The 22,854-nt window shown below is 60.8% G+C and carries 20 protein-coding genes and 2 tRNA genes; 17 read left to right on the top strand and 5 right to left on the bottom strand.

The genetic code is table 11. The features are described from left to right. Positions 1 to 114 precede the first annotated feature (114 nt). From ribF to ispH, 5 genes are all read left to right on the top strand, one after another. On the top strand, positions 115 to 1,053 hold the full coding sequence (ribF, locus tag AC3WMV_RS16310; protein ID WP_003228347.1) for a bifunctional riboflavin kinase/FAD synthetase: 939 nt from the start codon (positions 115 to 117) through the stop codon (positions 1,051 to 1,053). 13 nt (positions 1,054 to 1,066) lie between these two features. After that, on the top strand, positions 1,067 to 3,898 hold the full coding sequence (gene ileS, locus AC3WMV_RS16305; protein WP_103367287.1) for an isoleucine--tRNA ligase: 2,832 nt from the start codon (positions 1,067 to 1,069) through the stop codon (positions 3,896 to 3,898). Further along, the gene (lspA, locus tag AC3WMV_RS16300; RefSeq protein ID WP_103367288.1) at positions 3,891 to 4,403 is read left to right on the top strand and encodes a signal peptidase II; all 513 of its coding nucleotides are present in this window, start codon (positions 3,891 to 3,893) and stop codon (positions 4,401 to 4,403) included. Before ileS ends, lspA begins: the two co-directional genes overlap by 8 nt. Before the next feature lie 7 nt (positions 4,404 to 4,410). Beyond that, complete coding sequence (gene fkpB, locus AC3WMV_RS16295) at positions 4,411 to 4,848, top strand: FKBP-type peptidyl-prolyl cis-trans isomerase (RefSeq protein WP_178085219.1); 438 nt, start codon at positions 4,411 to 4,413, stop codon at positions 4,846 to 4,848. 234 nt (positions 4,849 to 5,082) lie between these two features. Next, entirely contained in the window at positions 5,083 to 6,027 is a 945-nt protein-coding gene (ispH, locus tag AC3WMV_RS16290; protein ID WP_027612821.1) for a 4-hydroxy-3-methylbut-2-enyl diphosphate reductase, read from the top strand. Here the strand turns inward: ispH and AC3WMV_RS16285 are convergent. Beyond that, a complete protein-coding gene (locus tag AC3WMV_RS16285; RefSeq protein WP_103367290.1) occupies positions 5,984 to 6,553 on the bottom strand; it encodes a GspH/FimT family pseudopilin in 570 nt (189 codons plus the stop codon). The genes ispH and AC3WMV_RS16285 overlap by 44 nt on opposite strands. Positions 6,554 to 6,684: 131 nt before the next feature. Here AC3WMV_RS16285 and AC3WMV_RS16280 point away from each other — a divergent pair, with 131 nt between their 5' ends. From AC3WMV_RS16280 to thiO, 7 genes are read left to right on the top strand one after another with little or no spacing between them, the layout of a single operon-like run. Beyond that, entirely contained in the window at positions 6,685 to 7,158 is a 474-nt protein-coding gene (locus tag AC3WMV_RS16280; RefSeq protein WP_098965689.1) for a GspH/FimT family pseudopilin, read from the top strand. Next, positions 7,155 to 7,604: a type IV pilus modification protein PilV gene (gene pilV, locus AC3WMV_RS16275; RefSeq protein ID WP_097089249.1), complete on the top strand. Its 450-nt coding sequence runs from the start codon at positions 7,155 to 7,157 to the stop codon at positions 7,602 to 7,604. Before AC3WMV_RS16280 ends, pilV begins: the two co-directional genes overlap by 4 nt. After that, the gene (locus AC3WMV_RS16270) at positions 7,601 to 8,314 is read left to right on the top strand and encodes a PilW family protein (RefSeq protein ID WP_103367291.1); all 714 of its coding nucleotides are present in this window, start codon (positions 7,601 to 7,603) and stop codon (positions 8,312 to 8,314) included. The genes pilV and AC3WMV_RS16270 overlap by 4 nt, the downstream gene beginning before the upstream one ends. 10 nt (positions 8,315 to 8,324) lie before the next feature. Further along, positions 8,325 to 8,804: a pilus assembly PilX family protein gene (locus tag AC3WMV_RS16265; protein ID WP_096795282.1), complete on the top strand. Its 480-nt coding sequence runs from the start codon at positions 8,325 to 8,327 to the stop codon at positions 8,802 to 8,804. Beyond that, positions 8,791 to 11,874 carry a pilus assembly protein gene (locus AC3WMV_RS16260; RefSeq protein WP_103367292.1) on the top strand — a complete coding sequence of 1,028 codons (3,084 nt, stop codon included), beginning with the start codon at positions 8,791 to 8,793 and terminating at the stop codon, positions 11,872 to 11,874. The genes AC3WMV_RS16265 and AC3WMV_RS16260 overlap by 14 nt, the downstream gene beginning before the upstream one ends. A gap of 15 nt (positions 11,875 to 11,889) precedes the next feature. Beyond that, entirely contained in the window at positions 11,890 to 12,291 is a 402-nt protein-coding gene (locus tag AC3WMV_RS16255) for a type IV pilin protein (RefSeq protein ID WP_103367293.1), read from the top strand. Positions 12,292 to 12,349: 58 nt separating this feature from the next. Then, positions 12,350 to 13,450 (top strand): glycine oxidase ThiO, encoded by a 1,101-nt coding sequence (thiO, locus tag AC3WMV_RS16250; protein WP_103367294.1) that lies wholly within the window; start codon positions 12,350 to 12,352, stop codon positions 13,448 to 13,450. A 115-nt stretch (positions 13,451 to 13,565) separates the two neighbouring features. Here the strand turns inward: thiO and AC3WMV_RS16245 are convergent, their stop codons facing one another. The 4 genes from AC3WMV_RS16245 to AC3WMV_RS16230 form a co-directional block, all read right to left on the bottom strand. Beyond that, positions 13,566 to 14,912 (bottom strand): sigma-54-dependent transcriptional regulator, encoded by a 1,347-nt coding sequence (locus tag AC3WMV_RS16245; RefSeq protein ID WP_103367295.1) that lies wholly within the window; start codon positions 14,910 to 14,912, stop codon positions 13,566 to 13,568. Further along, complete coding sequence (locus tag AC3WMV_RS16240) at positions 14,909 to 16,498, bottom strand: sensor histidine kinase (RefSeq protein ID WP_097089237.1); 1,590 nt, start codon at positions 16,496 to 16,498, stop codon at positions 14,909 to 14,911. Before AC3WMV_RS16240 ends, AC3WMV_RS16245 begins: the two co-directional genes overlap by 4 nt. Next, entirely contained in the window at positions 16,488 to 16,721 is a 234-nt protein-coding gene (locus AC3WMV_RS16235) for a PP0621 family protein (protein ID WP_097089235.1), read from the bottom strand. The genes AC3WMV_RS16240 and AC3WMV_RS16235 overlap by 11 nt, the downstream gene beginning before the upstream one ends. Positions 16,722 to 16,848: 127 nt before the next feature. Beyond that, complete coding sequence (locus AC3WMV_RS16230) at positions 16,849 to 17,871, bottom strand: outer membrane protein assembly factor BamD (protein WP_027612809.1); 1,023 nt, start codon at positions 17,869 to 17,871, stop codon at positions 16,849 to 16,851. Positions 17,872 to 18,021: 150 nt separating this feature from the next. Between AC3WMV_RS16230 and rluD the strand changes: the two genes are divergently transcribed. The 5 genes from rluD to AC3WMV_RS16205 all read left to right on the top strand — a co-directional run bounded on the left by rluD (position 18,022) and on the right by AC3WMV_RS16205 (position 22,853). After that, positions 18,022 to 18,984 (top strand): 23S rRNA pseudouridine(1911/1915/1917) synthase RluD, encoded by a 963-nt coding sequence (rluD, locus tag AC3WMV_RS16225; protein WP_007963852.1) that lies wholly within the window; start codon positions 18,022 to 18,024, stop codon positions 18,982 to 18,984. After that, on the top strand, positions 18,981 to 19,703 hold the full coding sequence (gene pgeF / locus AC3WMV_RS16220; protein WP_027612808.1) for a peptidoglycan editing factor PgeF: 723 nt from the start codon (positions 18,981 to 18,983) through the stop codon (positions 19,701 to 19,703). Before rluD ends, pgeF begins: the two co-directional genes overlap by 4 nt. Before the next feature lie 130 nt (positions 19,704 to 19,833). Beyond that, positions 19,834 to 22,398, top strand: a complete 2,565-nt coding sequence (gene clpB / locus AC3WMV_RS16215) for an ATP-dependent chaperone ClpB (RefSeq protein ID WP_007963856.1) — start codon at positions 19,834 to 19,836, stop codon at positions 22,396 to 22,398. 296 nt (positions 22,399 to 22,694) lie between these two features. Beyond that, positions 22,695 to 22,770, top strand: a tRNA-Asn gene (locus tag AC3WMV_RS16210). 9 nt (positions 22,771 to 22,779) lie between these two features. Beyond that, a tRNA-Pro gene (locus tag AC3WMV_RS16205) sits at positions 22,780 to 22,853 on the top strand. Position 22,854 lies beyond the last annotated feature (1 nt).

The raw sequence follows: 22,854 nt of genomic DNA, 5'->3' as shown, positions 1-22,854 counted from the left end.
AACCGGGCACGGGCCGGCAGTTTTGTCGGCTCGATCACTTTGCGTTACGGTGTTGCCTGTCGTCGACCGTCGGGTGTGGTTATAATCGACCACTTTATGAGCAAGAAGCGCGTTATGCAGCTGGTTCGAGGCCTCCACAACTTGCGCCCCCAGCATCGGGGCTGCGTCGCCACTATTGGCAACTTTGACGGTGTTCACCGTGGTCACCAGGCTATCCTGGCCCGGCTGCGTGAGCGTGCGCTCGAGTTGGGCGTACCCAGCTGCGTGGTGATTTTCGAGCCGCAGCCACGGGAATTCTTTGCCCCGGAGACCGCTCCGGCGCGTCTGGCCCGCTTGCGTGACAAGCTGCAGCTGCTGGCCGCCGAAGGCGTCGACCGGGTGTTGTGCCTGGCTTTCAATCAGCGCCTGAGCAAGCTCAGCGCCAGTGAATTCGTCGATACCATCCTCGTGGACGGTCTCGGCGTGCAGCATCTGGAGGTCGGTGACGATTTCCGCTTCGGCTGCGATCGCCTCGGCGATTTCGATTTTCTGCTGCAGGCCGGCCAGGTCCACGGGTTTACCGTGGAAGCCGCGCAAACCGTCGAGCTGGACGGCATTCGCGTCAGCAGCACTCAGGTGCGCAACGCGTTGGCCGCGGCCGATTTTGCCTTGGCCGAACGCTTGCTCGGCCGCCCGTACCGGATCGCCGGTCGCGTGCTGCACGGTCAGAAACTGGCCCGGCAACTGGGTACGCCCACTGCCAACATTCAACTCAAGCGCCGTCGCGTACCGTTCACCGGGGTTTACCTGGTGGATGTGGACATCGACGGCAAGACCTGGCCTGGCGTCGCCAACATCGGCGTGCGGCCTACGGTCCAAGGTGATGGCAAAGCCCACCTTGAAGTTCATCTACTGGATTTTGCCGGCGATCTGTATGACCGGCGTCTGACGGTGGTTTTCCACCAAAAGCTGCGTGAAGAGCAGCGTTTCGCCTCCCTGGAGGCACTGAAAACGGCGATCAACGCGGATGTCGCCGCCGCCCGTGCACTAGCCGCACCTAGCGCCCATCGCTAATGAAGAGCCTTAAATGACCGACTATAAAGCCACGCTAAACCTTCCGGACACCGCCTTCCCAATGAAGGCCGGCCTGCCACAGCGCGAACCGCAGATCCTGCAGCGCTGGGACAGTATTGGCCTGTACGGAAAGTTGCGCGAGATTGGCAAGGATCGTCCGAAGTTCGTCCTGCACGACGGCCCTCCGTACGCCAACGGCACGATCCACATCGGTCATGCGCTGAACAAGATTCTCAAGGACATGATCATCCGCTCGAAGACCCTGTCGGGCTTCGACGCGCCTTATGTTCCGGGCTGGGACTGCCACGGCCTGCCGATCGAGCACAAGGTTGAAGTGACCCACGGCAAGAACCTGGGCGCGGACAAGACCCGCGAACTGTGCCGTGCCTATGCCACCGAGCAGATCGAAGGGCAGAAGAGCGAATTCATCCGTCTCGGCGTGCTGGGCGACTTCGCCAACCCGTACAAGACCATGGACTTCAAGAACGAGGCCGGTGAAATCCGCGCCCTCGCCGAAATCGTCAAGGGCGGTTTCGTGTTCAAGGGCCTGAAGCCGGTGAACTGGTGCTTCGATTGCGGTTCGGCGCTGGCCGAAGCCGAAGTCGAGTACGAGAACAAGAAGTCCTCGACCATCGACGTGGCCTTCCCGATCGCCGACGAAGCCAAACTGGCCGCCGCGTTCGGTCTGCCATCGCTGGGCAAGCCTGCCTCGATCGTGATCTGGACCACCACCCCGTGGACCATCCCGGCCAACCAGGCGCTGAACGTACACCCGGAATTCAACTACGCGCTGGTTGATATCGGCGACAAGCTGCTGGTGCTGGCTGAAGAGCTGGTTGAATCCTGCCTGTCCCGTTACGGCGTTGAAGGCACCGTACTGGCCACCGCGCCGGGTTCGGCGCTGGAACTGATCAACTTCCGTCACCCGTTCTACGACCGCCTGTCGCCGGTGTACCTGGCTGACTACGTCGAACTGGGCGCTGGCACCGGCGTGGTTCACTCCGCCCCGGCCTACGGTGTGGACGACTTCGTGACCTGCAAGAAGTACGGCATGGTCAACGATGACATCCTCAATCCGGTACAAAGCAACGGCGTGTACGTGCCGTCGCTGGAGTTCTTTGGCGGCCAGTTCATCTGGAAGGCCAACCCGGCCATCGTCGAAAAACTGACCGAAGTCGGTGCGCTGCTGCACACCACCGTCATCGAACACAGCTACATGCACTGCTGGCGCCACAAGACCCCGCTGATCTACCGCGCCACCGCGCAGTGGTTCATCGGCATGGACAAAGAGCCGGTCAGCGGCGACACCCTGCGCGTGCGCTCGCTCAAAGCCATCGAAGACACCAAGTTCGTTCCGGCCTGGGGCCAGGCGCGCCTGCACTCGATGATCGCCAACCGTCCGGACTGGTGCATCTCCCGTCAGCGCAACTGGGGCGTGCCGATCCCGTTCTTCCTGAACAAGGAAAGCGGCGAACTGCACCCACGCACCGTCGAGCTGATGGAAGAAGTCGCCAAGCGCGTTGAAGTCGAAGGCATCGAAGCCTGGTTCAAGCTCGACGCCGCCGAACTGCTGGGCGACGAAGCGCCGCTGTACGACAAGATCAGCGACACCCTCGACGTGTGGTTCGACTCGGGCACCACCCACTGGCACGTGCTGCGCGGTTCGCACCCGATGGGTCACGAAACCGGCCCGCGCGCCGACCTGTACCTGGAAGGTTCCGACCAGCACCGCGGCTGGTTCCACTCGTCGCTGTTGACCGGTTGCGCCATCGACAACCACGCGCCGTACCGCGAGTTGCTGACCCACGGTTTCACCGTCGATGAATCCGGCCGCAAGATGTCCAAATCCCTGGGCAACGTGATTGCGCCGCAGAAAGTCAACGACACCCTGGGCGCCGACATCATGCGTCTGTGGGTTGCGTCGACCGACTACTCCGGCGAAATGGCCGTGTCCGAGCAGATCCTGCAGCGCAGCGCGGACGCCTATCGTCGCATCCGTAACACCGCGCGTTTCCTGCTTTCCAACCTGACCGGTTTCAACCCGGCCACCGACCTGCTGCCGGCTGAAGACATGCTCGCACTGGATCGCTGGGCCGTGGATCGCACGCTGCTGCTGCAACGCGAATTGCAAGAGCACTACGGCGAATACCGTTTCTGGAACGTCTACTCGAAGATCCACAACTTCTGCGTGCAGGAGCTGGGTGGTTTCTACCTCGACATCATCAAGGATCGCCAGTACACCACCGGCGCCGACAGCAAGGCACGTCGCTCGTGCCAGACCGCGCTGTTCCACATCTCCGAAGCGCTGGTGCGCTGGATCGCGCCGATCCTCGCGTTCACCGCCGACGAGCTGTGGCAGTACCTGCCGGGCGAGCGCAACGAATCGGTGATGCTCAACACCTGGTACGAAGGTCTGACCGAGTTGCCGGAAGGCTTCGAGCTGGGTCGCGAGTACTGGGATCGCATCATGGAAGTGAAGGTGGCGGTCAACAAAGAAATGGAAATCCAGCGTGCGGCCAAAGCCGTCGGTGGCAACCTGCAAGCCGAAGTGACGCTGTTCGCCGAAGAAGCGCTGAGCGCCGACCTGGCCAAGCTGAGCAACGAACTGCGCTTTGTCCTGATCACTTCGACTGCCAGCGTGGCACCTTTCGTTCAGGCACCTGCGGACGCGGTAGCCACCGAAGTCAGCGGCCTGAAACTGAAGATCGTCAAATCGGCCTTCCCGAAATGCGCGCGTTGCTGGCATTGCCGCGAAGACGTCGGCGTGAACCCGGAGCATCCGGAAATCTGCGGCCGTTGCGTCGACAACATCAGCGGCGCCGGCGAGGTTCGTCACTATGCCTAAAGCCGTTGGCCGTTTCGGACGGTTGAGCTGGCTCTGGTTGAGTTTGCTGGTTCTGGTCATCGACCAGGCCAGCAAGTTCTACTTCGAAGGCAAGCTCGAAATGTTCCAGCAGATCGTGATCATTCCCGATTACTTCAGCTGGACCCTGGCCTACAACACCGGCGCGGCCTTCAGCTTCCTGGCTGACAGCTCCGGCTGGCAGCGCTGGCTGTTCGCCCTGATCGCGATTGTGGTCAGTGCGGTGCTGGTGGTCTGGCTCAAGCGTCTGGGCCGCAACGATACCTGGCTGGCTGTCGCACTGGCACTGGTGCTGGGCGGTGCGCTGGGCAATCTGTATGACCGCATTGCCCTGGGCCATGTGATCGACTTCATTCTGGTGCACTGGCAGAACCGCTGGTACTTCCCGGCGTTCAACTTTGCCGACAGCGCCATCACCGTCGGTGCGGTGATGCTCGCACTGGACATGTTCAAAAGTAAGAAAACCGGAGAAGCCGTTCATGACTGAACAGGTATTGGCTGAGCAACGCATCGGCCAGAACACGGAAGTCACTTTGCACTTTGCATTGCGCCTGGAGAACGGCGACACGGTCGACAGCACGTTCGACAAGGCCCCGGCGACCTTCAAGGTCGGTGACGGCAACCTGCTGCCGGGATTCGAAGCAGCATTGTTCGGCTTCAAGGCCGGCGACAAGCGTACGCTGACCGTCGAGCCGGAAAACGCTTTCGGCCAGCCGAACCCGCAAAACGTACAGATCATCCCGCGTTCGCAGTTCGTCGACATGGAGTTGTCGCCGGGTTTGCTGGTGATCTTCAATGATGCGGCCAATACTGAGCTGCCGGGTGTGGTGAAAGAGTTCGATGACGCGCAAGTGACCATCGACTTCAACCACCCGCTGGCCGGCAAGACGCTGACCTTTGACGTCGAGATCATCAACGTCGAAGCGATCTGAGTAACACTGCAAAACCACTGTGGGAGCGGGCTTTTGTGGTGAGGGGATTTATCCCCGATCGGGTGCGAAGCGCCCCCGAATCTGATCACCGCGATTCAGAACCGGAAAGCGTTGACTGTTTTGACGATTGCTTCGCAATCGATCGGGGATAAATCCCCTCGCCACAACAGGCTCGCTCCCACAATGTTTTCAACCGTTTTCGCTATTTCTTGCGCGCAAGACACGAGGCACAGCATGCAAATCAAACTCGCCAACCCCCGTGGCTTCTGCGCCGGTGTGGACCGGGCGATCGAAATCGTCAACCGCGCCCTGGAAGTCTTCGGGCCGCCGATCTACGTGCGTCATGAAGTGGTGCACAACAAATTTGTCGTCGAAGACCTGCGCAGCCGTGGCGCGATCTTCGTCGAGGAGCTGGATCAGGTGCCGGACGACGTCATCGTAATCTTCAGTGCTCACGGCGTTTCTCAAGCCGTACGCAGCGAAGCCGCCGGCCGTGGCCTGAAGGTATTCGACGCCACTTGCCCGCTGGTGACCAAGGTGCACATCGAAGTCGCGAAATACAGCCGCGACGGCCGTGAGTGCATCCTGATCGGCCACGCCGGTCACCCGGAAGTCGAAGGCACCATGGGCCAGTACGACGCCAGCAATGGCGGCGCGATCTACCTCGTCGAAGACGAGAAAGACGTCGCTGAACTGCAAGTGCGTGACCCGGAAAAACTGGCGTTCGTGACCCAGACCACCCTGTCGATGGACGACACCAGTCGGGTGATCGATGCCCTGCGCACACGTTTCCCGGCCATCGGTGGCCCGCGCAAGGACGACATCTGCTACGCCACGCAAAACCGTCAGGACGCGGTCAAGCAACTGGCTGACGAATGCGACGTGGTGTTGGTGGTGGGCAGTCCGAACAGCTCCAACTCCAACCGCCTGCGTGAGCTGGCCGAACGCATGGCCACGCCGGCCTACCTGATCGACGGCGCCGAAGACCTGCAGAAGAGCTGGTTCGAGGGTGTCGAGCGCATTGGCATCACCGCTGGTGCCTCCGCACCGGAAGTGCTGGTGCGCGGCGTGATCCAGCAATTGCAAGCCTGGGGCGCGACCGGTGCCGATGAACTGGCCGGTCGCGAAGAGAACATCACCTTCTCGATGCCGAAAGAGCTGCGCGTCCGTTCGATCTGACGCTCTTCGCCTTCAGGCACAGCGCCTGCTCAGCCTTTGCGCTGGTCAGGCGCACCCGACCGGTTGCCGCCAGCACCACCTGGCGCTGGCTGACCGGCTCGCGTGCCGAACAGATATGTAATGTCCCTGCCTGAAATGCCCGCCCGGGCATCAGCGGTTGTCCCAGACTGCTGAAGCGCACGTAACGACTGACCGCCCAATTACCGACAATCGGTGTCCGCCCGTCACTCGTATGCTCCACCAGCAGCGGATTGCTGCTGTCCAGCGACCCCTTGCCGCTGATATCCAGAATGATCCGCCAGCCCTGACTCCAGTCGCCATTGATGCCATGGATAACCACGCTCTGATTGCGCGTGATGGCCAGGGTGCGGGCGTTGCGAATGCCCTCAACCAGTGACCGCGCTGCCTGGTCGCGATGGGTCGACTCGGTGAAGGTGGCGAACGCCGGGCTGACCAGCGCCAGAACAATTGCGCCAATCGCCAGTCCCATAAGCAATTCGATCAGGCTGAAACCCTGTTGCGGCATGACAACTCCCTCCGTGGAGCATGAAGCCCGGCGCGATCCTTTTCGCCGGGCAGGGCAAATCAACCGACGCAGGCCGGTTGAATGTTCTAGTTTGTAGAAGCAGGTATAGCCGACGGCAACGGAGGGCATCGATGGATCATCGTACAAAAGGTTTCACGCTGCCCGAGTTGTTGGCTGCGGTAGCGGTGATGGTGATCCTCATCACCCTGGCGGTGCCGGGTTTTACCCGCTCGATCCAGAGCAGCAAGGCCGACACGGAAATGGGCGACCTGCAGCGCGCCATCAACTATGCCCGGCTGGAGGCGATTGATCGCGGCGTGACCACGCGCTTGCGCCCGAGCGCCGGCGGCAGCGTGTGGACCGGCGAATTGTCGGTCTACGACAGTACTGGCACACCGGCCAATGTATTGCGGGTTGTTCCAGCGATGAGCAGCGGCGCGACTCTGACGCTACCCTCAGGAGTGACCGCACTGGATTTCAATAATCTGGGTGGCCTGGCGGCGCCGTCGACGGCGGTGGCCATCAGTTACGTGTTGGGCACGCAAAGCAGGACGCTGAACGTGTGTCTGAATGGACGAATTCAATTGGGTGGAAGTTGCGGATGAGGGCAGGGAGCACACAGGCACAGGAGGGCATGTCGCTGATCGAGGTGCTGGTCGCGTTGCTGATTCTGACCGTCGGGATATTGGGCGCGGCAGCTGTTCAAGTGAATGCGCTGAAGTACACCGACAGTTCGCGGATGACCAGTCAGGCGAGCTTTATCGCCTACGACATGATGGACCGCATCCGCGCCAACGCCGCCGCCGATTACACGGTGACACCGCCGACCTCGGGCAACCTCAGTGTCGCCCGCGATCAGGATCTCTACGATTTTACCACCAACATCGTCAATTTCGGCGGGCCAACCGCCACCGGCACGATCACCCGCAATCAGCGGGTGTACACCATCACCATCAACTGGAATGACTCACGGGCCGCGAATGCCACCGGTACCACGCGCAGTTTCGTCCTGACCAGCCGTGCAACGGTCGATCCGGTGGCCACGCCATGAAGCATGATCAGCGGGGGTTTGGCCTGATCGAAATGCTCATCGCGCTAGCGCTTGGGCTGATCATCGTACTGGGGGTGGTGCAGACGTTCCTTGCAGCTAAAAACACTTATGTCAGCCAGAACACCGCCGCTGCGATGCAGGAAGACGCACGTTTTGTCCTGAGCAAGATGATTCAGGAACTGCGCATGGTCGGCATGTTCGGCTGTCTGGGCACGATTACTGACGCGAGCTCGGCGGGGGATTTCAACGCGGCGCAGGTCACCCCGATCAGTTGGGACAACAGCAACCTCAAGCTGACTCTGGTTACCGCCGATGTCGGCGGCAGTGGTGGCACGCCGACCTGGACGGTGGTCTCCGATTGCCGCAACAGTGCCACGGCCTATACCGGGTTGCGGGCGGCAGCGAGCGGGCAGATCGCTTTTCCGATCCGCCGCTTGATCTACAGCTTCAGCAACAACCAGATTCTCATGGGCACCGGCAGCGGTACCCCGACCCAACAGGTGCTGGTGAACAATGTCAGTGCGTTCAGCGTCATGTTCGGTCTGGCGACGTCCGCCACTGACGTCGCGGCGTCCTCCTACAGCGCCAACCCCAGTGACCCGGCGCGCATCCGCAGTGTGCGCCTGAGCCTGACCCTCACCGACCCGAACAACCGGGTGGCCAATCAAACCTTCAACGTGGTTGCCGCTTTGCGCAACCGTTTGCAGTGAGGCCGGAATGATGAGGATCACGTTCAACCAGAGGCAAACCCAGCGCGGCATGGTGTTGCTGGTCAGTCTGGTGTTTCTGTTGCTGCTGACCTTGATCGGGCTGTCCTCGATGCAGAGTGCCAACCTGCAGGAGAAAATGGCCGGCAGTGTCAGCCTGCGCAATCAGTCGTTCCAGACCGCCGAGGCGGCGTTGCGCATCGGCGAGAGTGCGGTGCAACTCGACAGTTATTCGCTGGCGGTGTGTGCCAGTACCACGCAATGTGCGCCGCCGGCGGAGTCTTCTGTGGTCAGCGCGGCGGGGTTCAATTCGACTTCCGGAGTTACGTGGATCGCTGCCGGTAACGGCTTTTATGGTGTGCAGAACATTGGCACCACCCTGACGGCGGTCAACGTGCCGAGCAACACTTCGGCGACGCTGTATCGAATTACGGCAGTCGGCATCGCCGGTACTTCGCGCAGTGTGGTGGAGAGCGTCTATGCGAAGTATTAAGCGCTGCTGGACGTTATTGACCGGCATGCTGCTGAGCTTGTATCTGGCGGCACCGGCCTACGCGTTCACGCCGTCCGACTCGCCACTGTTGAGCGCTGCAGCGGTGCCGCCCAACGTGATGTTGCTGATCGATGATTCCGGCAGTATGAACAGCATTATTTATGCGGCAGGATTCGACCCCGGCGTTGATCGCACACCCGCCCGGCAGTGCAACGCGTTGCTCGGACTGTGCCTGAGTTCTACTGCCATCACTGGTGATTCGGTGTTTCTCTCGAGCCTGCCGACCTCGGGTTGTTCCAGTGGGGCCTATGCCTTTTACAACAACAGTATCGCGCCGCTATGCCTGAAACTGCCGGATCCGGTGGGTGGCGGCAACACCCGCTACACCGGGGACTACATCGCCTACGTTGTCGGGCTGGCGATCAACAACGGCACCCGCGACTTCACCAACGGGGCAATTCCCAACGACTATCGGATCAACGTCGCGCGCAATGTGTCCACCGCGCTGGTCACCAGCAACCGTACCTTGCGCATGGGCCTGTCGACCTTCAATCCGGCCACCAGTAACAATTCGGGCAATGGCGGATATATCGCGCGATCGATCAGCGACCTGTCCCCGGTCTCCGGCAGCGTGACCCAGGCGCAGGCCGACGCCAACTACAACGCGCTGATTTCTTCGATCAACGGTTTGAGCGCCGTGGCCAATACGCCGCTGGCAGAAACCTATTACGAAATCACCCGCTACATGCGTGGCATGGCGCCTTACTACAACAGTACGCCGGCGACCTACACCAGCCCGATTCAGTACCGCTGCCAAAAGAACTACGGCGTGGTGATCACCGACGGTTTGCCGACCTACGACCGCACGTTTCCCACCAATGATCCGTTGGGTGGCAGTCGCCTGCCGAACTGGGACGGTATCAACAATGACGGCAACAACCTCAATGGCGATAACGAGGGTGACACGCTGTATCTGGATGACATTGCCAAATTCGCCTTCGACATCGACATGCGTTCCACGGGGACTGACGCCGCTGGCAAAAGCTGGAATGCCGTGGATTTTCCCAAACAGAACATGAACACCTACACCGTGGGTTTTACCGCCGACAACGACATGCTGTCGGACGCCGCCGCTTACGGGCAGGGCAGGTATTACCAAGCCACCGACAGCGCCGGTCTCAACACCGCGCTGTCCTCGGCGTTGAGCGACATCACTTCCAAGGCCGGTTCCGGCGGCAGCGGGGTCACCAGCGGTACCACGCTGGCCAGTGGCACCAGTTATTTCCAGACCAGCTACGATCCCAAGGACTGGCGCGGGACGATCAAGTCTTTCGGCTTCACCTCGGCCGGCGCGGTGAATACTTCGACAGCCCTGTGGACCACCGATACCACGATCGTGCCGGGCGCGACCGCTCCAACCTATCAATCGTGGAACACCTCCAGTAACGCCGCCGTCACCCTGGCCTATGGCAACTTTTCCGCAGCCCAACAGACGACGCTCAGCCAGAGCCTGCCCACCGGTATCAGCGGCAGCGATCTGGTGGAGTGGAGCAAGGGCACCAACAAGACCGGGCTGAAAGTGCGCAGCGTATTGCTCGGCGACATCATCAACTCGCCGCTGGTGCTGGCCTCGCCCAGCGACAAAACCGCCTCCGACCTTTCGGGTGACACCACCTACACCACGTACCTGACCACCAAAGCGGCGAACATGAATTCGAATCTGGTGGTGAATGCCAACGACGGTTTCGTCAACGTGATCAACTCGGCTAACGGCACCCGGCGTTATGCCTACATGCCGTCCAGCGTGTTGCCGTCGCTGCGGCTGATTGCCGACCCGGCTTACATCAATGGCGTCAGCCACAAGTTTCTGGTGGACGGTCAGGTCGGTGTGTATGACGCGCAAATCAACAGCGCCTGGAAAACCCTGGCCATCGGCGGTACCGGTGCTGGCGGCAAGACTTTCTATGCGCTGCAACTGTTCGACGCGTCGGCGGGCAATGTGCTCAATGCCCTGTGGGAAGTCAGTGCACCTGCCACGGCTAACACCGCCAACGCATTCAATGATCTGGGTTACGCCTATGCCCGGCCGGAAGTGGCACGCTTGGCCGATGGTCGCTGGGCGGCGTTCATTGCCAATGGTTATGGCAGCAGCTCCGGGGTGGCGGCGTTGTATGTGCTGGATGTGCGTGACGGATCGTTGATCAAGAAGATCGTGATCGACAGCACCGAAACCACCAATGGCCTGTCGTCGGTGAAGCTCAAGGTCAATTCTTCCAACGTGGTGCAGGCCGCTTACGGAGGTGACCTGAAAGGGCGATTGTGGAAATTCGATCTGAGCGCGACATCGACCGACAGTTGGGGCGTGGCGTTTTCCGGTAAGCCGCTGTTCACCACGGCGGGCGGGGCGACTCAACCGATCACCGCGCAGCCGCTGCTGGCGGACAATTCGCTGGGGGGCAAACAGATCTTCGTCGGCACCGGCAAATTCAACGAGACCGCCGACAAGACCAACAAGGATCTGCAGGCATTTTATTCGGTGTGGGATGCCGACGGCGGTTCCGGGCAACTGACGGTCAGCAGCCTGCAGGCGCAGGCAGTGACTGGAGTGTTCTCCGGCAGCACCGGGCAGTTCATCACCACCAGCCAGAACGACACGACCTATCCGGGGGAGAAGGGCTGGTACCTGCCATTGGTGTACAACAACGTGCTGACCGGCGAGCGGGTGATCAATCAGGCCAGTCTGGTGCTCGGACGCATCGTGTTTACCACCGCCAGTGTCGACACCACCGACCCGTGTGCCAGTTTCGGCACCGGCAAACTGGTCGAACTCGATGCGTTCAGCGGTAAGATGCTCAACTACGCGGTGCTCGACACCAACGCCGATGGCGTGGTCGACAGCAACGACACGATTTCCAGCGGCGTGGTGTTCACCGGCGGGATCCCCACCCTGAACGCCATCGTCAATGGCGCGACGCGCAAGATCGTCAACGATTCCAGTGGCACCGTCACCACACTGGTGGAAAAATCCGGCGGCGGCAGCCGTCGTATCATGTGGCGACAAATACAGTAAGTGAGAGTTTGAGGCATGCGCAGATTCAACCGAGGTTTCACCCTGATCGAAATCATGATCGTGATTGCGATCATCGGGATCATCATCACCATCGCCGCACCGAGCTACACCGAATACCTGAAAAAGGGCCGGCGCGCCGAAGTGGTGTCGCTGCTCTCGGAGCAGGCGCAGAGCCTCGAACGCTTCTATACCAAAAACAACGTCTACACCGGCATCACTGGTCTGAGCACGGGCAATGATTTCTACACCATCACCCCGACGATCGCTGATCAGACCTTCCTGCTGACCGCCACACGCAAGGCTGGCACTGCCATGGCCACCGACAAGTGCGGGGACTTCACCCTGTCCAACACCGGCGTCAGAAGCATGAACAACGCTACCACCGGGCTGACCACCAAGGATTGCTGGGGCCGCTGAGGTACCTTCTTAAGGGCGTCTTTTTGCGCCCACTGTCTTTTTTACGGTTGGATCAAACATGACCAGGCAACAGCAAGTGGTGATTGTCGGTGGCGGGGTGATTGGCCTGCTGACCGCCTACAACCTCGCCTCCGAAGTGCGCAGCGTGGTGCTGCTGGATCGCTCGAACGTCGGCCAGGAATCGTCCTGGGCCGGCGGCGGTATCGTTTCACCGCTGTACCCGTGGCGCTACAGCCCGGCAGTCACCGCGCTGGCGCATTGGTCGCAGGATTTTTATCCACAGCTGGGCGAGCGGCTGTTTGCCGATACCGGGGTTGATCCCGAAGTGCACACCACCGGCCTGTATTGGCTGGATCTGGAGGATGAAGCCGAGGCGCTGGCTTGGGCCGAGCGGGAAAACCGTCCGCTGCGGGCTGTGGATATCTCGGCGGCGCACGACGCAGTGCCGGTGTTGGGCGGCGGGTTCTCCCGGGCGATCTACATGGCCGATGTGGCCAATGTGCGTAACCCGCGTCTGGTCAAATCATTGAAAGCCGCTTTGCTGGCGCTGCCGAACGTGACGATTCACGAGCAATGCGAAGTCAGCGGGTTTGTTCGCGAAGGCGAGCGGGTGGTTGGCGTCGAGACGTCCAAAGGCGTGATCAGTGGCGATCAGGTGGTGCTGACGGCCGGGGCATGGAGCGGTGATCTGCTCAAGACGCTGGACCTGACGCTGCCGGTGGAGCCGGTCAAGGGCCAGATGATTCTCTACAAATGCGCAGCGGATTTCCTGTCGAGCATGGTGCTGGCCAAGGGGCGTTATGCGATTCCGCGTCGCGACGGGCACATTCTGATCGGCAGTACGCTGGAGCACGAAGGCTACGACAAGACGCCGACCGATGTCGCGTTGCAGAGCCTCAAGGCTTCGGCCGTCGAGCTGCTGCCGGCGCTGGCGGAGGCCGAAGTGGTGGGGCACTGGGCCGGTTTGCGCCCGGGCTCGCCTGAGGGAATCCCGTATATCGGCCGGGTGCCGGGGTTTGAGGGGGTGTGGCTGAACTGCGGGCATTACCGCAATGGCCTGGTGCTGGCGCCGGCGTCGTGTCAGTTGTTTGCCGATATGATGCTGGGGCGGGCGCCGATTATCGATCCGGCGCCGTATGCACCTGAAGGTCGCATTTAGTCTGATATTTCTCTGTAGCCTGGCAGATCGCTTTCGCGAGCAGGCTCGCTCCCACAGTTGATCTTTGTCGATCACAAAATCCAATGTGGGAGCGAGCCTGCTCGCGAAGGGGCCCTCAATCCAGCCCGAGTTTCTTCAGGCGATAACGCATCGACCGAAACGAAAGACTCAAACGCTGCGCCGCCGCTGTACGATTCCAGCGCGTTTCCTCCAGCGCCTGCAGGATCAGCTTGCGCTCGATGTTCTCCAGATAATCCTCAAGGTTGTCGATTTGCGTCAGGTCGGCAATACCGTCCTCGACTGCGCAATTGCCTTCGCTCAAGCGCAAATCCGCAGCCTCGATCACCTGGTTTTCGCACAGCGTGTGCGCGCGTTCGAGGACATTCTCCAGTTCTCGCACATTTCCGGGAAAACGATAACGCTTCAGTGCTTCAAGCGCTTGCGGGTGCAATTGGGCTGCCGGCTGGCCACTGTTGCTGGCCAGACGCTGGAGCATGTGCGTGGCCAGCACTTCGATGTCGTCGCGCCGTTCGCGCAGGGATGGCACGCGCAGTTCGATCACATTCAAGCGGTAATACAGGTCCTGGCGAAAGCGTCCGGCGGCGACTTCCGCTTCCAGGTCTTTGTGTGTGGCGCACAGAATGCGCACATCGACCACGGTTTCCTGCTGGCCGCCGACGCTGCGCACGGCTTTTTCCTGAATCGCCCGCAGCAGCTTGACTTGCATCGACAGCGGCAGATCCGCCACTTCATCGAGAAACAGGGTGCCGCCGTGCGCGGCCTGAAACAGCCCCGGTTTGTCGTCCACCGCGCCGGTAAAGCTGCCTTTGCGATGGCCAAAAAATTCGCTCTCCATCAGCTCTGAAGGGATCGCCCCGCAATTGACCGGTACAAACGGCTGTTGCGCGCGCGGCCCTTGTTCGTGGATCAGCCGCGCGACCAGTTCTTTGCCGCTGCCCGATTCGCCGCTGATGTAGACCGGGGCCTGACTGCGCGCCAATTTGTCGATCTGTTTGCGAAGGTCGCGCATGGGCTGCGAGTCGCCGAGCAGGCGCCGATCTATCGACGATGCGACGCCACCCGCCGCTGGCATGCGCAACGCGGTGCTGACCAGTTCGCGCAGGCGCGTGAGATCAACCGGTTTGGTGAGGAAGTCGAAGGCTCCGGCCTTCAGTGCATTGATCGCGGTTTCCAGGCTGCCATAGGCGGTGATCATCGCCACCGGCAGTTGTGGATGACGTTGCTGGATGTGCTGCACCAGGTCCAGCCCCGTGCCGTCGGGCAGGCGCATGTCGGTCAGGCACAGGTCGAACGCATTGCGCTGCAACAGTGCCTGGGCTTCGCCGAGGTTGCGAGCACTGAAGGTGTCGAGTTTCATCCGTCCCAGGGTGATTTCCAGGAGTTCGCGGATATCCGGTTCGTCGTCGACGATGAGGATTTTTTGCCGTGGGCTCGTGTTCAACTTTGTTTCCGTCCGTGAGCAAAGGTGATGCGAAAGCAGCCGCCGCCTTGGCGTGGTTTGAAGTCTAGGCGCGCCTGGTTGCTTTCGCACAGCTCACGGGACAGATAAAGCCCAAGGCCGGTGCCCTGGCTGCTGGTGGTGAAGAACGGCTCGAACAGATGCGCCTGCTGATCGGACGGGACACCGGGGCCGTTGTCCTGCACTTCGAGCACCGCCAGCTGGCTGTCGGGGTCGACGAACAGCGCCAGCCAGACTTCGGCCTGCTGGTGCAGCAGGGCGCTGTGCCGCCAGCCGTTGCGTAACAGATTGTCGAGAATCTGCGTGAGCTGGTCGGGATCCATCAACGTGATGAAGTCCCCGGAATTGATCCGCAAATGAATCGACTGGCGCTCGCTCGCCTGCTCGCGGCTCTCGGCAACAAAGTGTTCCAGCCACGGTTTGAGATCCAGCCGTTGCGGAGCGCTTTGCTGGCGGCGCGACAGTTGTAGGACGTTTTCGATGACTCGGTTCATGCGCTGGGAGTGGTCTTGAATGATCTGCGTCAGACGCCGATCGGCGCTATCGAGTTCCTCGGACTCCGCCAATAGCTGCGCGGCATGACTGATGGCGCCCAGTGGATTGCGGATTTCATGGGAGATGCCGGCAGTCAGACGCCCCAGTGCGGCGAGTTTGAGCTGCTGGGCTTGCTGAGCGATTTGCGCCAGATCTTCGAGGAACACCAGGGTTTGCTGGTTGGGACTCTGGTCGAGGGCGATGAAGCTGGGTTGCAGTTCCAGGCCGTTGCCGGGGATCTTCAGGCTCTGCGGGCGCAGGGTCGGGTTGCTCAGCCACAGCTGCAGACGCTCGACCAATGCCGGCGAGTAGTCGCTGATCAAATGCCCTTCAAGATGCGACTGGGCCAACAGATTTTTCGCGCTGTGATTGGCCAGCTGTACCCGGCGCTGTTCGTCGAGCACCAGGATGCCGGTGCGCATGCGTTGCAGAATCAGGGCGTTGAGGGCTTCAAGACTGGTGACTTCGCTGGCACGCTGTTCGGCGAGATTTTCGCTGACTTCCAGACGCCGGATCAGGCCCTGGACCAGCAACGATGCGGCAAAACACAAAGCGCCGAGGGTCCCGGCTTGCAGATAGTCATTGGCGCTCAGGGGGTGACTGAAGCCCAGCAGAAAGCTGGAGCCGACAATGCCGAGTGCGCCGATGGCGGCAATCAGCAGGCCGATGCGCCGGCGCAGCAGGGTGTTGGCGATCGCCACCGAGACAATCAACAGGTTGCCGATGGCGCTGGCCACGCCGCCCGCCGCGTAGAACAGGCCGCACAGCAACAGCACATCGACCAAGGCCAGGGTGAACAACTGCGCCGGGCGGCGGGTGTTCTCCAGGAACACCACCAGCAGAATGTTCAGCACCAGATACAACCAACTGCCGCTGCGCAGCAGATCGTCGTCGGCCGACGTCAGCAGGCGGTTGTCCATGTTGCTGGAGATCAGCAACACCAGGGTGATGCCGACGCTTAAACGGTAGAGGTGATAAAGGCGCAGCAGGCGCTGCGCCTGTTTACTGTCGGCGTTGGCGGCCTCAGCGATCACTGGTGCCCGGGCCTTGCTCAAGGTGAGCCTGGCTGCAATACCACTGTTGTTGAAGGTTCAGCGCGCGGTCGCGCGGCAGGTGCACGCCGCAATGGGCGCAGCGCACCATCGGCGCGGCGTCATGCTCGCGGGGCGACTGGGCGGAAGCGGCGGGCGCCTTGAATTTGCGCCACAGCCATACCGCAGCGAAAATCAGGACAATCCAGAACAGTAAACGAAGCATGATGGGCGGCTTTTCGGCTAATGATTCGGCAGTTTAGCCAAGGCGCCGGCAAGCGCACAGACTATTAATGCGCAGCCATGAAAAAGGGAGATCCGCAGATCTCCCTTTTTTGTAACGTCCGGTGTGATCAGTCGAACACGCCGAAGGTCATGTAGCTGAACCACGAACGGTCATCGTTGTTGCCTTCAGCCTCGTGATGTTCTTCCTCGATCACGTCACCGTTTTCGTCTTTAGGCTTGAGCTCGTTCGGGATTGCGTCTTTCGCGTCCTGGAACTGCTTCTGCACGTCCTGGTTGGCGCGGGTTTCTCCCGGCGGCAGCGGTGGACGCGATTCGATCAGGCCCAGCGTCGCCTTGCTCAGGAACGAACGGTTGTCGGCTTCGGCGACCGATGGCACGAACTGACCGTCCTGCAGGCTTGGGTGGTTCGGGTAGTTGAGCTTCAGGGTTTCCAGGCTGGTGGCGGCCAGATCGTCCAGGTGCAGACGCTGGTAAGCCTCGGTCATCACCGCCAGGCCGTCGCCGACCGATGGGGTTTCCTGGAAGTTTTCCACTACATAACGGCCACGGTTGGCGGCGGCGACGTAGGCCTGACGAGTCAGGTAGTAGTCGGCTACGTGGATTTCGTAGGCCGCCAGCAGGTTGCGCAGGTAGATCATGCGCTGCTTGGCGTCCGGCGCGTAGCGGCTGTTCGGGTAGCGGCTGGTCAGCTGTGCGAACTCGTTGTACGAGTCGCGGGCAGCGCCTGGGTCACGCTTGGTCATGTCCAGCGGCAGGAAGCGCGCCAGCAGGCCGACGTCCTGGTCGAAAGAGGTCAGACCTTTCAAGTAGTACGCGTAATCCACGTTCGGATGCTGCGGATGCAAACGAATGAAACGCTCGGCGGCGGACTTTGCAGCTTCCGGCTCGGCGTTCTTGTAGTTGGCGTAGATCAACTCCAGCTGTGCCTGATCGGCGTAGCGACCGAACGGATAACGCGACTCCAGGGCCTTCAGCTTGGCTGTGGCGCTGGTGTAGCTGTTGTTGTCCAGGTCAGTCTGAGCCTGCTGATACAGCTCGGCTTCGCTGAGGTTTTCGTCTACGACTTCCTTCGATGAGCAAGCAGCGGTCAATGCGAGGATGGCGATCAGCAGCAGGTGTTTCACTTGCATGGCGGCTTGCGTCCCTATGACGGCCGCTGTCTTGGGCGGGGCCGTCCTGTTATGATGAGCGCCCCGTTGAAAAGCCTCGGGGCAAAAGACGCCGTATTTAACCACAAGCGCGCAGCCGAAACCAAAGGCTGTGCCGACGCCAGTCAGAGCATGTCCGATAAAATTGAACTTCGCGCAGAGGTGCCGTCCGATTTGGGCGGCCAACGCCTCGATCAAGTCGCCGCCCAACTCTTCGCTGAGCACTCACGCTCGCGCCTTTCCGCCTGGATCAAAGAAGGTCGCCTGACTGTGGACGGGGCGGTCATCCGCCCGCGCGACATCGTGCATGGCGGTGCCATTCTTGAGCTGACTGCCGAGCAGGAAGCCCAGGGCGAGTGGATCGCCCAGGACATCGAGCTCGACATCGTTTATGAAGACGACGACATCCTGGTGATCAACAAGCCTGCGGGCCTGGTGGTGCACCCGGCTGCCGGCCACGCTGATGGCACCTTGCTCAATGCCTTGCTGCACCACGTGCCGGACATCATCAATGTCCCGCGCGCCGGTATCGTGCACCGCCTGGACAAGGACACCACCGGTCTGATGGTGGTGGCCAAGACCATTCAGGCGCAGACCAAGCTCGTTGCCCAGTTGCAAAGCCGCAGTGTCAGCCGGATCTACGAGTGCATCGTTATCGGTGTCGTGACCGCCGGGGGCAAGATCAACGCCCCGATCGGCCGTCATGGTCAGCAGCGCCAGCGCATGGCAGTGATGGAAGGCGGCAAGCCGGCCGTCAGTCATTACCGCGTGCTGGAGCGTTTCCGGTCCCACACGCATGTGCGGGTCAAACTGGAAACCGGCCGCACCCACCAGATTCGCGTGCACATGTCGCACATCAACTTCCCGTTGGTCGGCGACCCGGCGTACGGCGGTCGTTTCCGCATTCCGCCTGCCGCGAACCCGACCATGGTCGAGTCGCTCAAGCACTTCCCGCGTCAGGCCCTGCACGCGCGCTTCCTTGAGCTGGATCATCCGACCACCGGTGAGCGCATGAGCTGGGAATCGCCGCTGCCGGAAGACTTCGTCTGGCTGCTGACCCTGCTCAAGCAGGATCGCGAGGCATTCGTCGGATGAACTGGCTGACGCCGGACTGGCCTGCGCCGGCCAGCGTCAGCGCCTGTGTCACCACCCGCGAGGGCGGTGTCAGCGAGGCGCCGTTCGACAGCCTCAATCTGGGCGATCATGTCGATGATCGCCCGGAAGCAGTCGCCGAGAATCGTCGGCGTCTGACCGAACACTTCTCGATAAAGCCTGCCTGGTTGCAGCAAGTACACGGGACTGCCGTGGCTCATGCTGATCCGGGCGTGGTTGCCACCGCCGATGCCAGTTGGACGGCGACTCCCGGGATTGCCTGCACGGCGATGACCGCAGATTGCCTGCCGGCGTTGTTCTGCAACCGTGCCGGTACTCGCGTCGCGGCGGCTCACGCTGGTTGGCGCGGTTTGGCGGCGGGCGTACTGGAAGCCACCCTCGACCATCTCGACACCGCTGCGGCGGACGTACTGGTCTGGCTCGGTCCGGCCATTGGCCCGAAGGCCTTTGAAGTCGGCCCGGAAGTCCGCGAAGTCTTCGTCAAGCAACTGCCGGCAGCGGCAGCAGCCTTCGTGCCCAGTCACAATGCTGGCAAGTTCATGGCTGATATCTATCTATTGGCGCGCCTGCGTCTGGCTGAACGCGGTGTCACTGCGGTTTATGGTGGCGGTTTCTGCACCGTGACCGACCCGCGCTTCTTTTCTTACCGCCGTGCGTCGCGCACTGGCCGTTTCGCCTCCCTTGTCTGGCTCACCCGCTAGACTTGCCTGACCTGAATCAACTCGCTGACGCTTGAATCTCCCAGAATCGACCGCATCTACAGTGGTATCTGGCAGGTTTCTTTATTCAGGATGGTTTTTAGGTCCGGCCTGCTCAAAAGGAAGGTGACCCATGCGTATAGACCGTTTAACCAGCAAATTACAGTTGGCGTTGTCCGACGCCCAATCCCTGGCCGTTGGCCACGATCATCCGGCCATCGAGCCGGCGCATTTGATGCAAGCCATGCTTGAACAGCAGGGTGGTTCGATCAAACCCCTGTTGATGCAAGTCGGCTTCGACGTCAACAGCTTGCGCAAAGAGCTGACCAAAGAGCTCGACCAATTACCGAAAATCCAGAACCCGACCGGCGACGTCAACATGTCGCAGGATCTGGCGCGCCTGCTCAATCAGGCTGATCGTCTGGCCCAGCAGAAGGGCGACCAGTTCATTTCCAGCGAGCTGGTGCTGCTCGCCGCGATGGACGAGAACAGCAAGCTCGGCAAATTGCTGCTCGGCCAGGGCGTGAGCAAGAAAGCCCTGGAAAACGCGATCAACAACCTGCGCGGTGGTGAGGCGGTGAATGACGCCAACCACGAAGAGTCGCGTCAGGCGCTGGACAAATACACCGTCGACCTGACCAAGCGCGCCGAAGACGGCAAGCTCGATCCGGTGATCGGCCGTGACGACGAAATTCGCCGCACTATTCAGGTTCTGCAGCGTCGCACCAAGAACAACCCGGTGCTGATCGGTGAACCTGGCGTGGGTAAAACCGCGATTGCCGAAGGTCTGGCCCAGCGCATCATCAACGGCGAAGTGCCGGACGGCCTCAAGGGCAAACGTCTGCTGTCGCTGGACATGGGCGCGCTGATTGCCGGTGCCAAGTATCGCGGTGAGTTCGAGGAACGCCTGAAAGCGCTGCTCAACGAACTGTCGAAGCAGGAAGGGCAGATCATTCTGTTCATCGACGAGCTGCACACCATGGTCGGCGCGGGTAAGGGCGAAGGCTCGATGGATGCCGGCAACATGCTCAAACCGGCACTGGCGCGCGGTGAGCTGCACTGCGTCGGCGCTACCACGCTCAACGAGTACCGCCAATATATAGAGAAGGATGCGGCCCTCGAACGGCGTTTCCAGAAAGTGCTGGTGGACGAGCCGAGCGAAGAAGACACCATCGCCATTCTGCGTGGCCTCAAGGAGCGTTATGAGGTTCACCATAAAGTGGCGATCACCGACGGCGCGATCATCGCCGCGGCCAAGCTCAGCCATCGTTACATCACTGACCGGCAGTTGCCGGACAAGGCCATCGACCTGATTGACGAGGCCGCCAGCCGTATTCGCATGGAGATCGACTCCAAGCCGGAAGTGCTGGATCGTCTGGAGCGTCGCCTGATTCAGCTCAAGGTTGAATCTCAGGCCCTGAAGAAAGAAAGCGATGAAGCGGCGATGAAACGCCTGGAAAAACTCCAGGAAGAAATCGTCCGCCTCGAGCGTGAATATTCGGATCTGGAAGAAATCTGGAACTCGGAAAAAGCCGAGGTGCAGGGTTCGGCGCAGATTCAGCAGAAGATCGAGCAGTCGCGTCAGGAGCTGGAAGCGGCGCGCCGTAAAGGCGACCTCAACCGCATGGCCGAATTGCAGTACGGGGTGATCCCGGATCTGGAACGCAGCCTGCAAATGGTCGATCAGCACGGCAAGAGCGAAAACCAGCTGCTGCGCAGCAAGGTGACCGAAGAGGAAATCGCCGAAGTCGTTTCGAAGTGGACCGGTATTCCGGTGTCGAAAATGCTCGAAGGCGAGCGCGACAAGCTGATGAAGATGGAAAGCCTGTTGCATCAGCGTGTGATTGGTCAGGACGAGGCGGTGGTCGCGGTCGCCAACGCGGTACGGCGCTCGCGTGCCGGACTGGCGGATCCGAATCGTCCGAGCGGCTCGTTCATGTTCCTCGGCCCGACCGGTGTCGGTAAAACCGAGCTGTGCAAGGCGCTGGCCGAATTCCTCTTTGATACCGAAGAGGCAATGGTGCGGATCGACATGTCCGAGTTCATGGAGAAACATTCCGTGGCGCGGCTGATCGGGGCGCCACCAGGCTACGTGGGTTACGAGGAGGGCGGTTACCTGACCGAAGCGGTGCGCCGCAAGCCTTACTCGGTGATCCTGCTGGACGAGGTCGAGAAGGCGCATCCGGATGTATTCAACATCCTGCTGCAAGTGCTTGAGGATGGACGGCTGACCGACAGCCACGGACGCACGGTGGATTTCCGCAATACCGTGATCGTCATGACCTCGAACCTCGGTTCGTCGCAGATCCAGGAACTGGTCGGTGATCGTGAGGCCCAGCGTGCAGCGGTGATGGACGCGCTGACGTCGCACTTCCGTCCCGAGTTCATCAACCGGGTCGACGAAGTAGTGATCTTCGAGCCTTTGGCGCGGGATCAGATCGCGGGGATTACCGAGATCCAGTTGGGCCGTCTGCGCAGTCGTCTGGCCGAGCGCGAGCTGAAGCTGGAACTGAGCCCGGAAGCGATGGACAAGCTGATTGCCGTGGGTTACGACCCGGTTTATGGCGCGCGTCCTCTCAAGCGTGCGATCCAGCGCTGGATCGAAAACCCGTTGGCGCAGTTGATCCTGTCGGGGCATTTCCTGCCGGGCGATACAGCAACCGGCAAGGTCGTGAACGACGAAATCGTTTTCGACTGAGCGGCAACGCCAATGAAATAAGGAAGGCCTCGCTTTGCGAGGCCTTTTTTTCGTTAGGCTGTTGAAGTCTAAGGAAAAGGCTTGTAAAGTGCGCCCCGCAGTCAGTCACCCGCAGCATCTCAGCTCACTGAGCTGAAATCTGAAATAAGTTGCAAATCATTAACTTGAAAGCGATTTAGGGGGTTGACAGAGGTGTTCTAGGTTGTAGAATAGCGCGCCTCAGACACACGAACGCAGCGATGCGAACGGAAGTCTAAGAGCTGTAAGTTTCACCGTTGTAAATTGAAATATGTAGTTCCGTGATAGCTCAGTCGGTAGAGCAAATGACTGTTAATCATTGGGTCCCAGGTTCGAGTCCTGGTCACGGAGCCAATTTCAAACCGGGGTATAGCGCAGTCCGGTAGCGCGCCTGCTTTGGGAGCAGGATGTCAGGAGTTCGAATCCCCTTACCCCGAC

This window comes from Pseudomonas sp. FW305-3-2-15-E-TSA4, assembly GCF_058787295.1.
This window is presented reverse-complemented; position numbering and strand designations above follow the sequence as displayed.

Excerpts from the sequence above, each read along its gene's own strand:
- ribF (WP_003228347.1), top strand. The coding sequence starts at position 115 with ATGCAGCTGGTTCGAGGCCTCCACAACTTGCGCCCCCAGCATCGGGGC.
- ileS (WP_103367287.1), top strand. The coding sequence starts at position 1,067 with ATGACCGACTATAAAGCCACGCTAAACCTTCCGGACACCGCCTTCCCA.
- lspA (WP_103367288.1), top strand. The coding sequence starts at position 3,891 with ATGCCTAAAGCCGTTGGCCGTTTCGGACGGTTGAGCTGGCTCTGGTTG.
- ispH (WP_027612821.1), top strand. The coding sequence starts at position 5,083 with ATGCAAATCAAACTCGCCAACCCCCGTGGCTTCTGCGCCGGTGTGGAC.
- AC3WMV_RS16285 (WP_103367290.1), bottom strand. The coding sequence starts at position 6,553 with ATGCCGCAACAGGGTTTCAGCCTGATCGAATTGCTTATGGGACTGGCG.
- AC3WMV_RS16280 (WP_098965689.1), top strand. The coding sequence starts at position 6,685 with ATGGATCATCGTACAAAAGGTTTCACGCTGCCCGAGTTGTTGGCTGCG.
- pilV (WP_097089249.1), top strand. The coding sequence starts at position 7,155 with ATGAGGGCAGGGAGCACACAGGCACAGGAGGGCATGTCGCTGATCGAG.
- AC3WMV_RS16270 (WP_103367291.1), top strand. The coding sequence starts at position 7,601 with ATGAAGCATGATCAGCGGGGGTTTGGCCTGATCGAAATGCTCATCGCG.
- AC3WMV_RS16265 (WP_096795282.1), top strand. The coding sequence starts at position 8,325 with ATGAGGATCACGTTCAACCAGAGGCAAACCCAGCGCGGCATGGTGTTG.
- AC3WMV_RS16260 (WP_103367292.1), top strand. The coding sequence starts at position 8,791 with ATGCGAAGTATTAAGCGCTGCTGGACGTTATTGACCGGCATGCTGCTG.
- AC3WMV_RS16255 (WP_103367293.1), top strand. The coding sequence starts at position 11,890 with ATGCGCAGATTCAACCGAGGTTTCACCCTGATCGAAATCATGATCGTG.
- thiO (WP_103367294.1), top strand. The coding sequence starts at position 12,350 with ATGACCAGGCAACAGCAAGTGGTGATTGTCGGTGGCGGGGTGATTGGC.
- AC3WMV_RS16235 (WP_097089235.1), bottom strand. The coding sequence starts at position 16,721 with ATGCTTCGTTTACTGTTCTGGATTGTCCTGATTTTCGCTGCGGTATGG.
- AC3WMV_RS16230 (WP_027612809.1), bottom strand. The coding sequence starts at position 17,871 with ATGCAAGTGAAACACCTGCTGCTGATCGCCATCCTCGCATTGACCGCT.
- rluD (WP_007963852.1), top strand. The coding sequence starts at position 18,022 with ATGTCCGATAAAATTGAACTTCGCGCAGAGGTGCCGTCCGATTTGGGC.
- pgeF (WP_027612808.1), top strand. The coding sequence starts at position 18,981 with ATGAACTGGCTGACGCCGGACTGGCCTGCGCCGGCCAGCGTCAGCGCC.
- clpB (WP_007963856.1), top strand. The coding sequence starts at position 19,834 with ATGCGTATAGACCGTTTAACCAGCAAATTACAGTTGGCGTTGTCCGAC.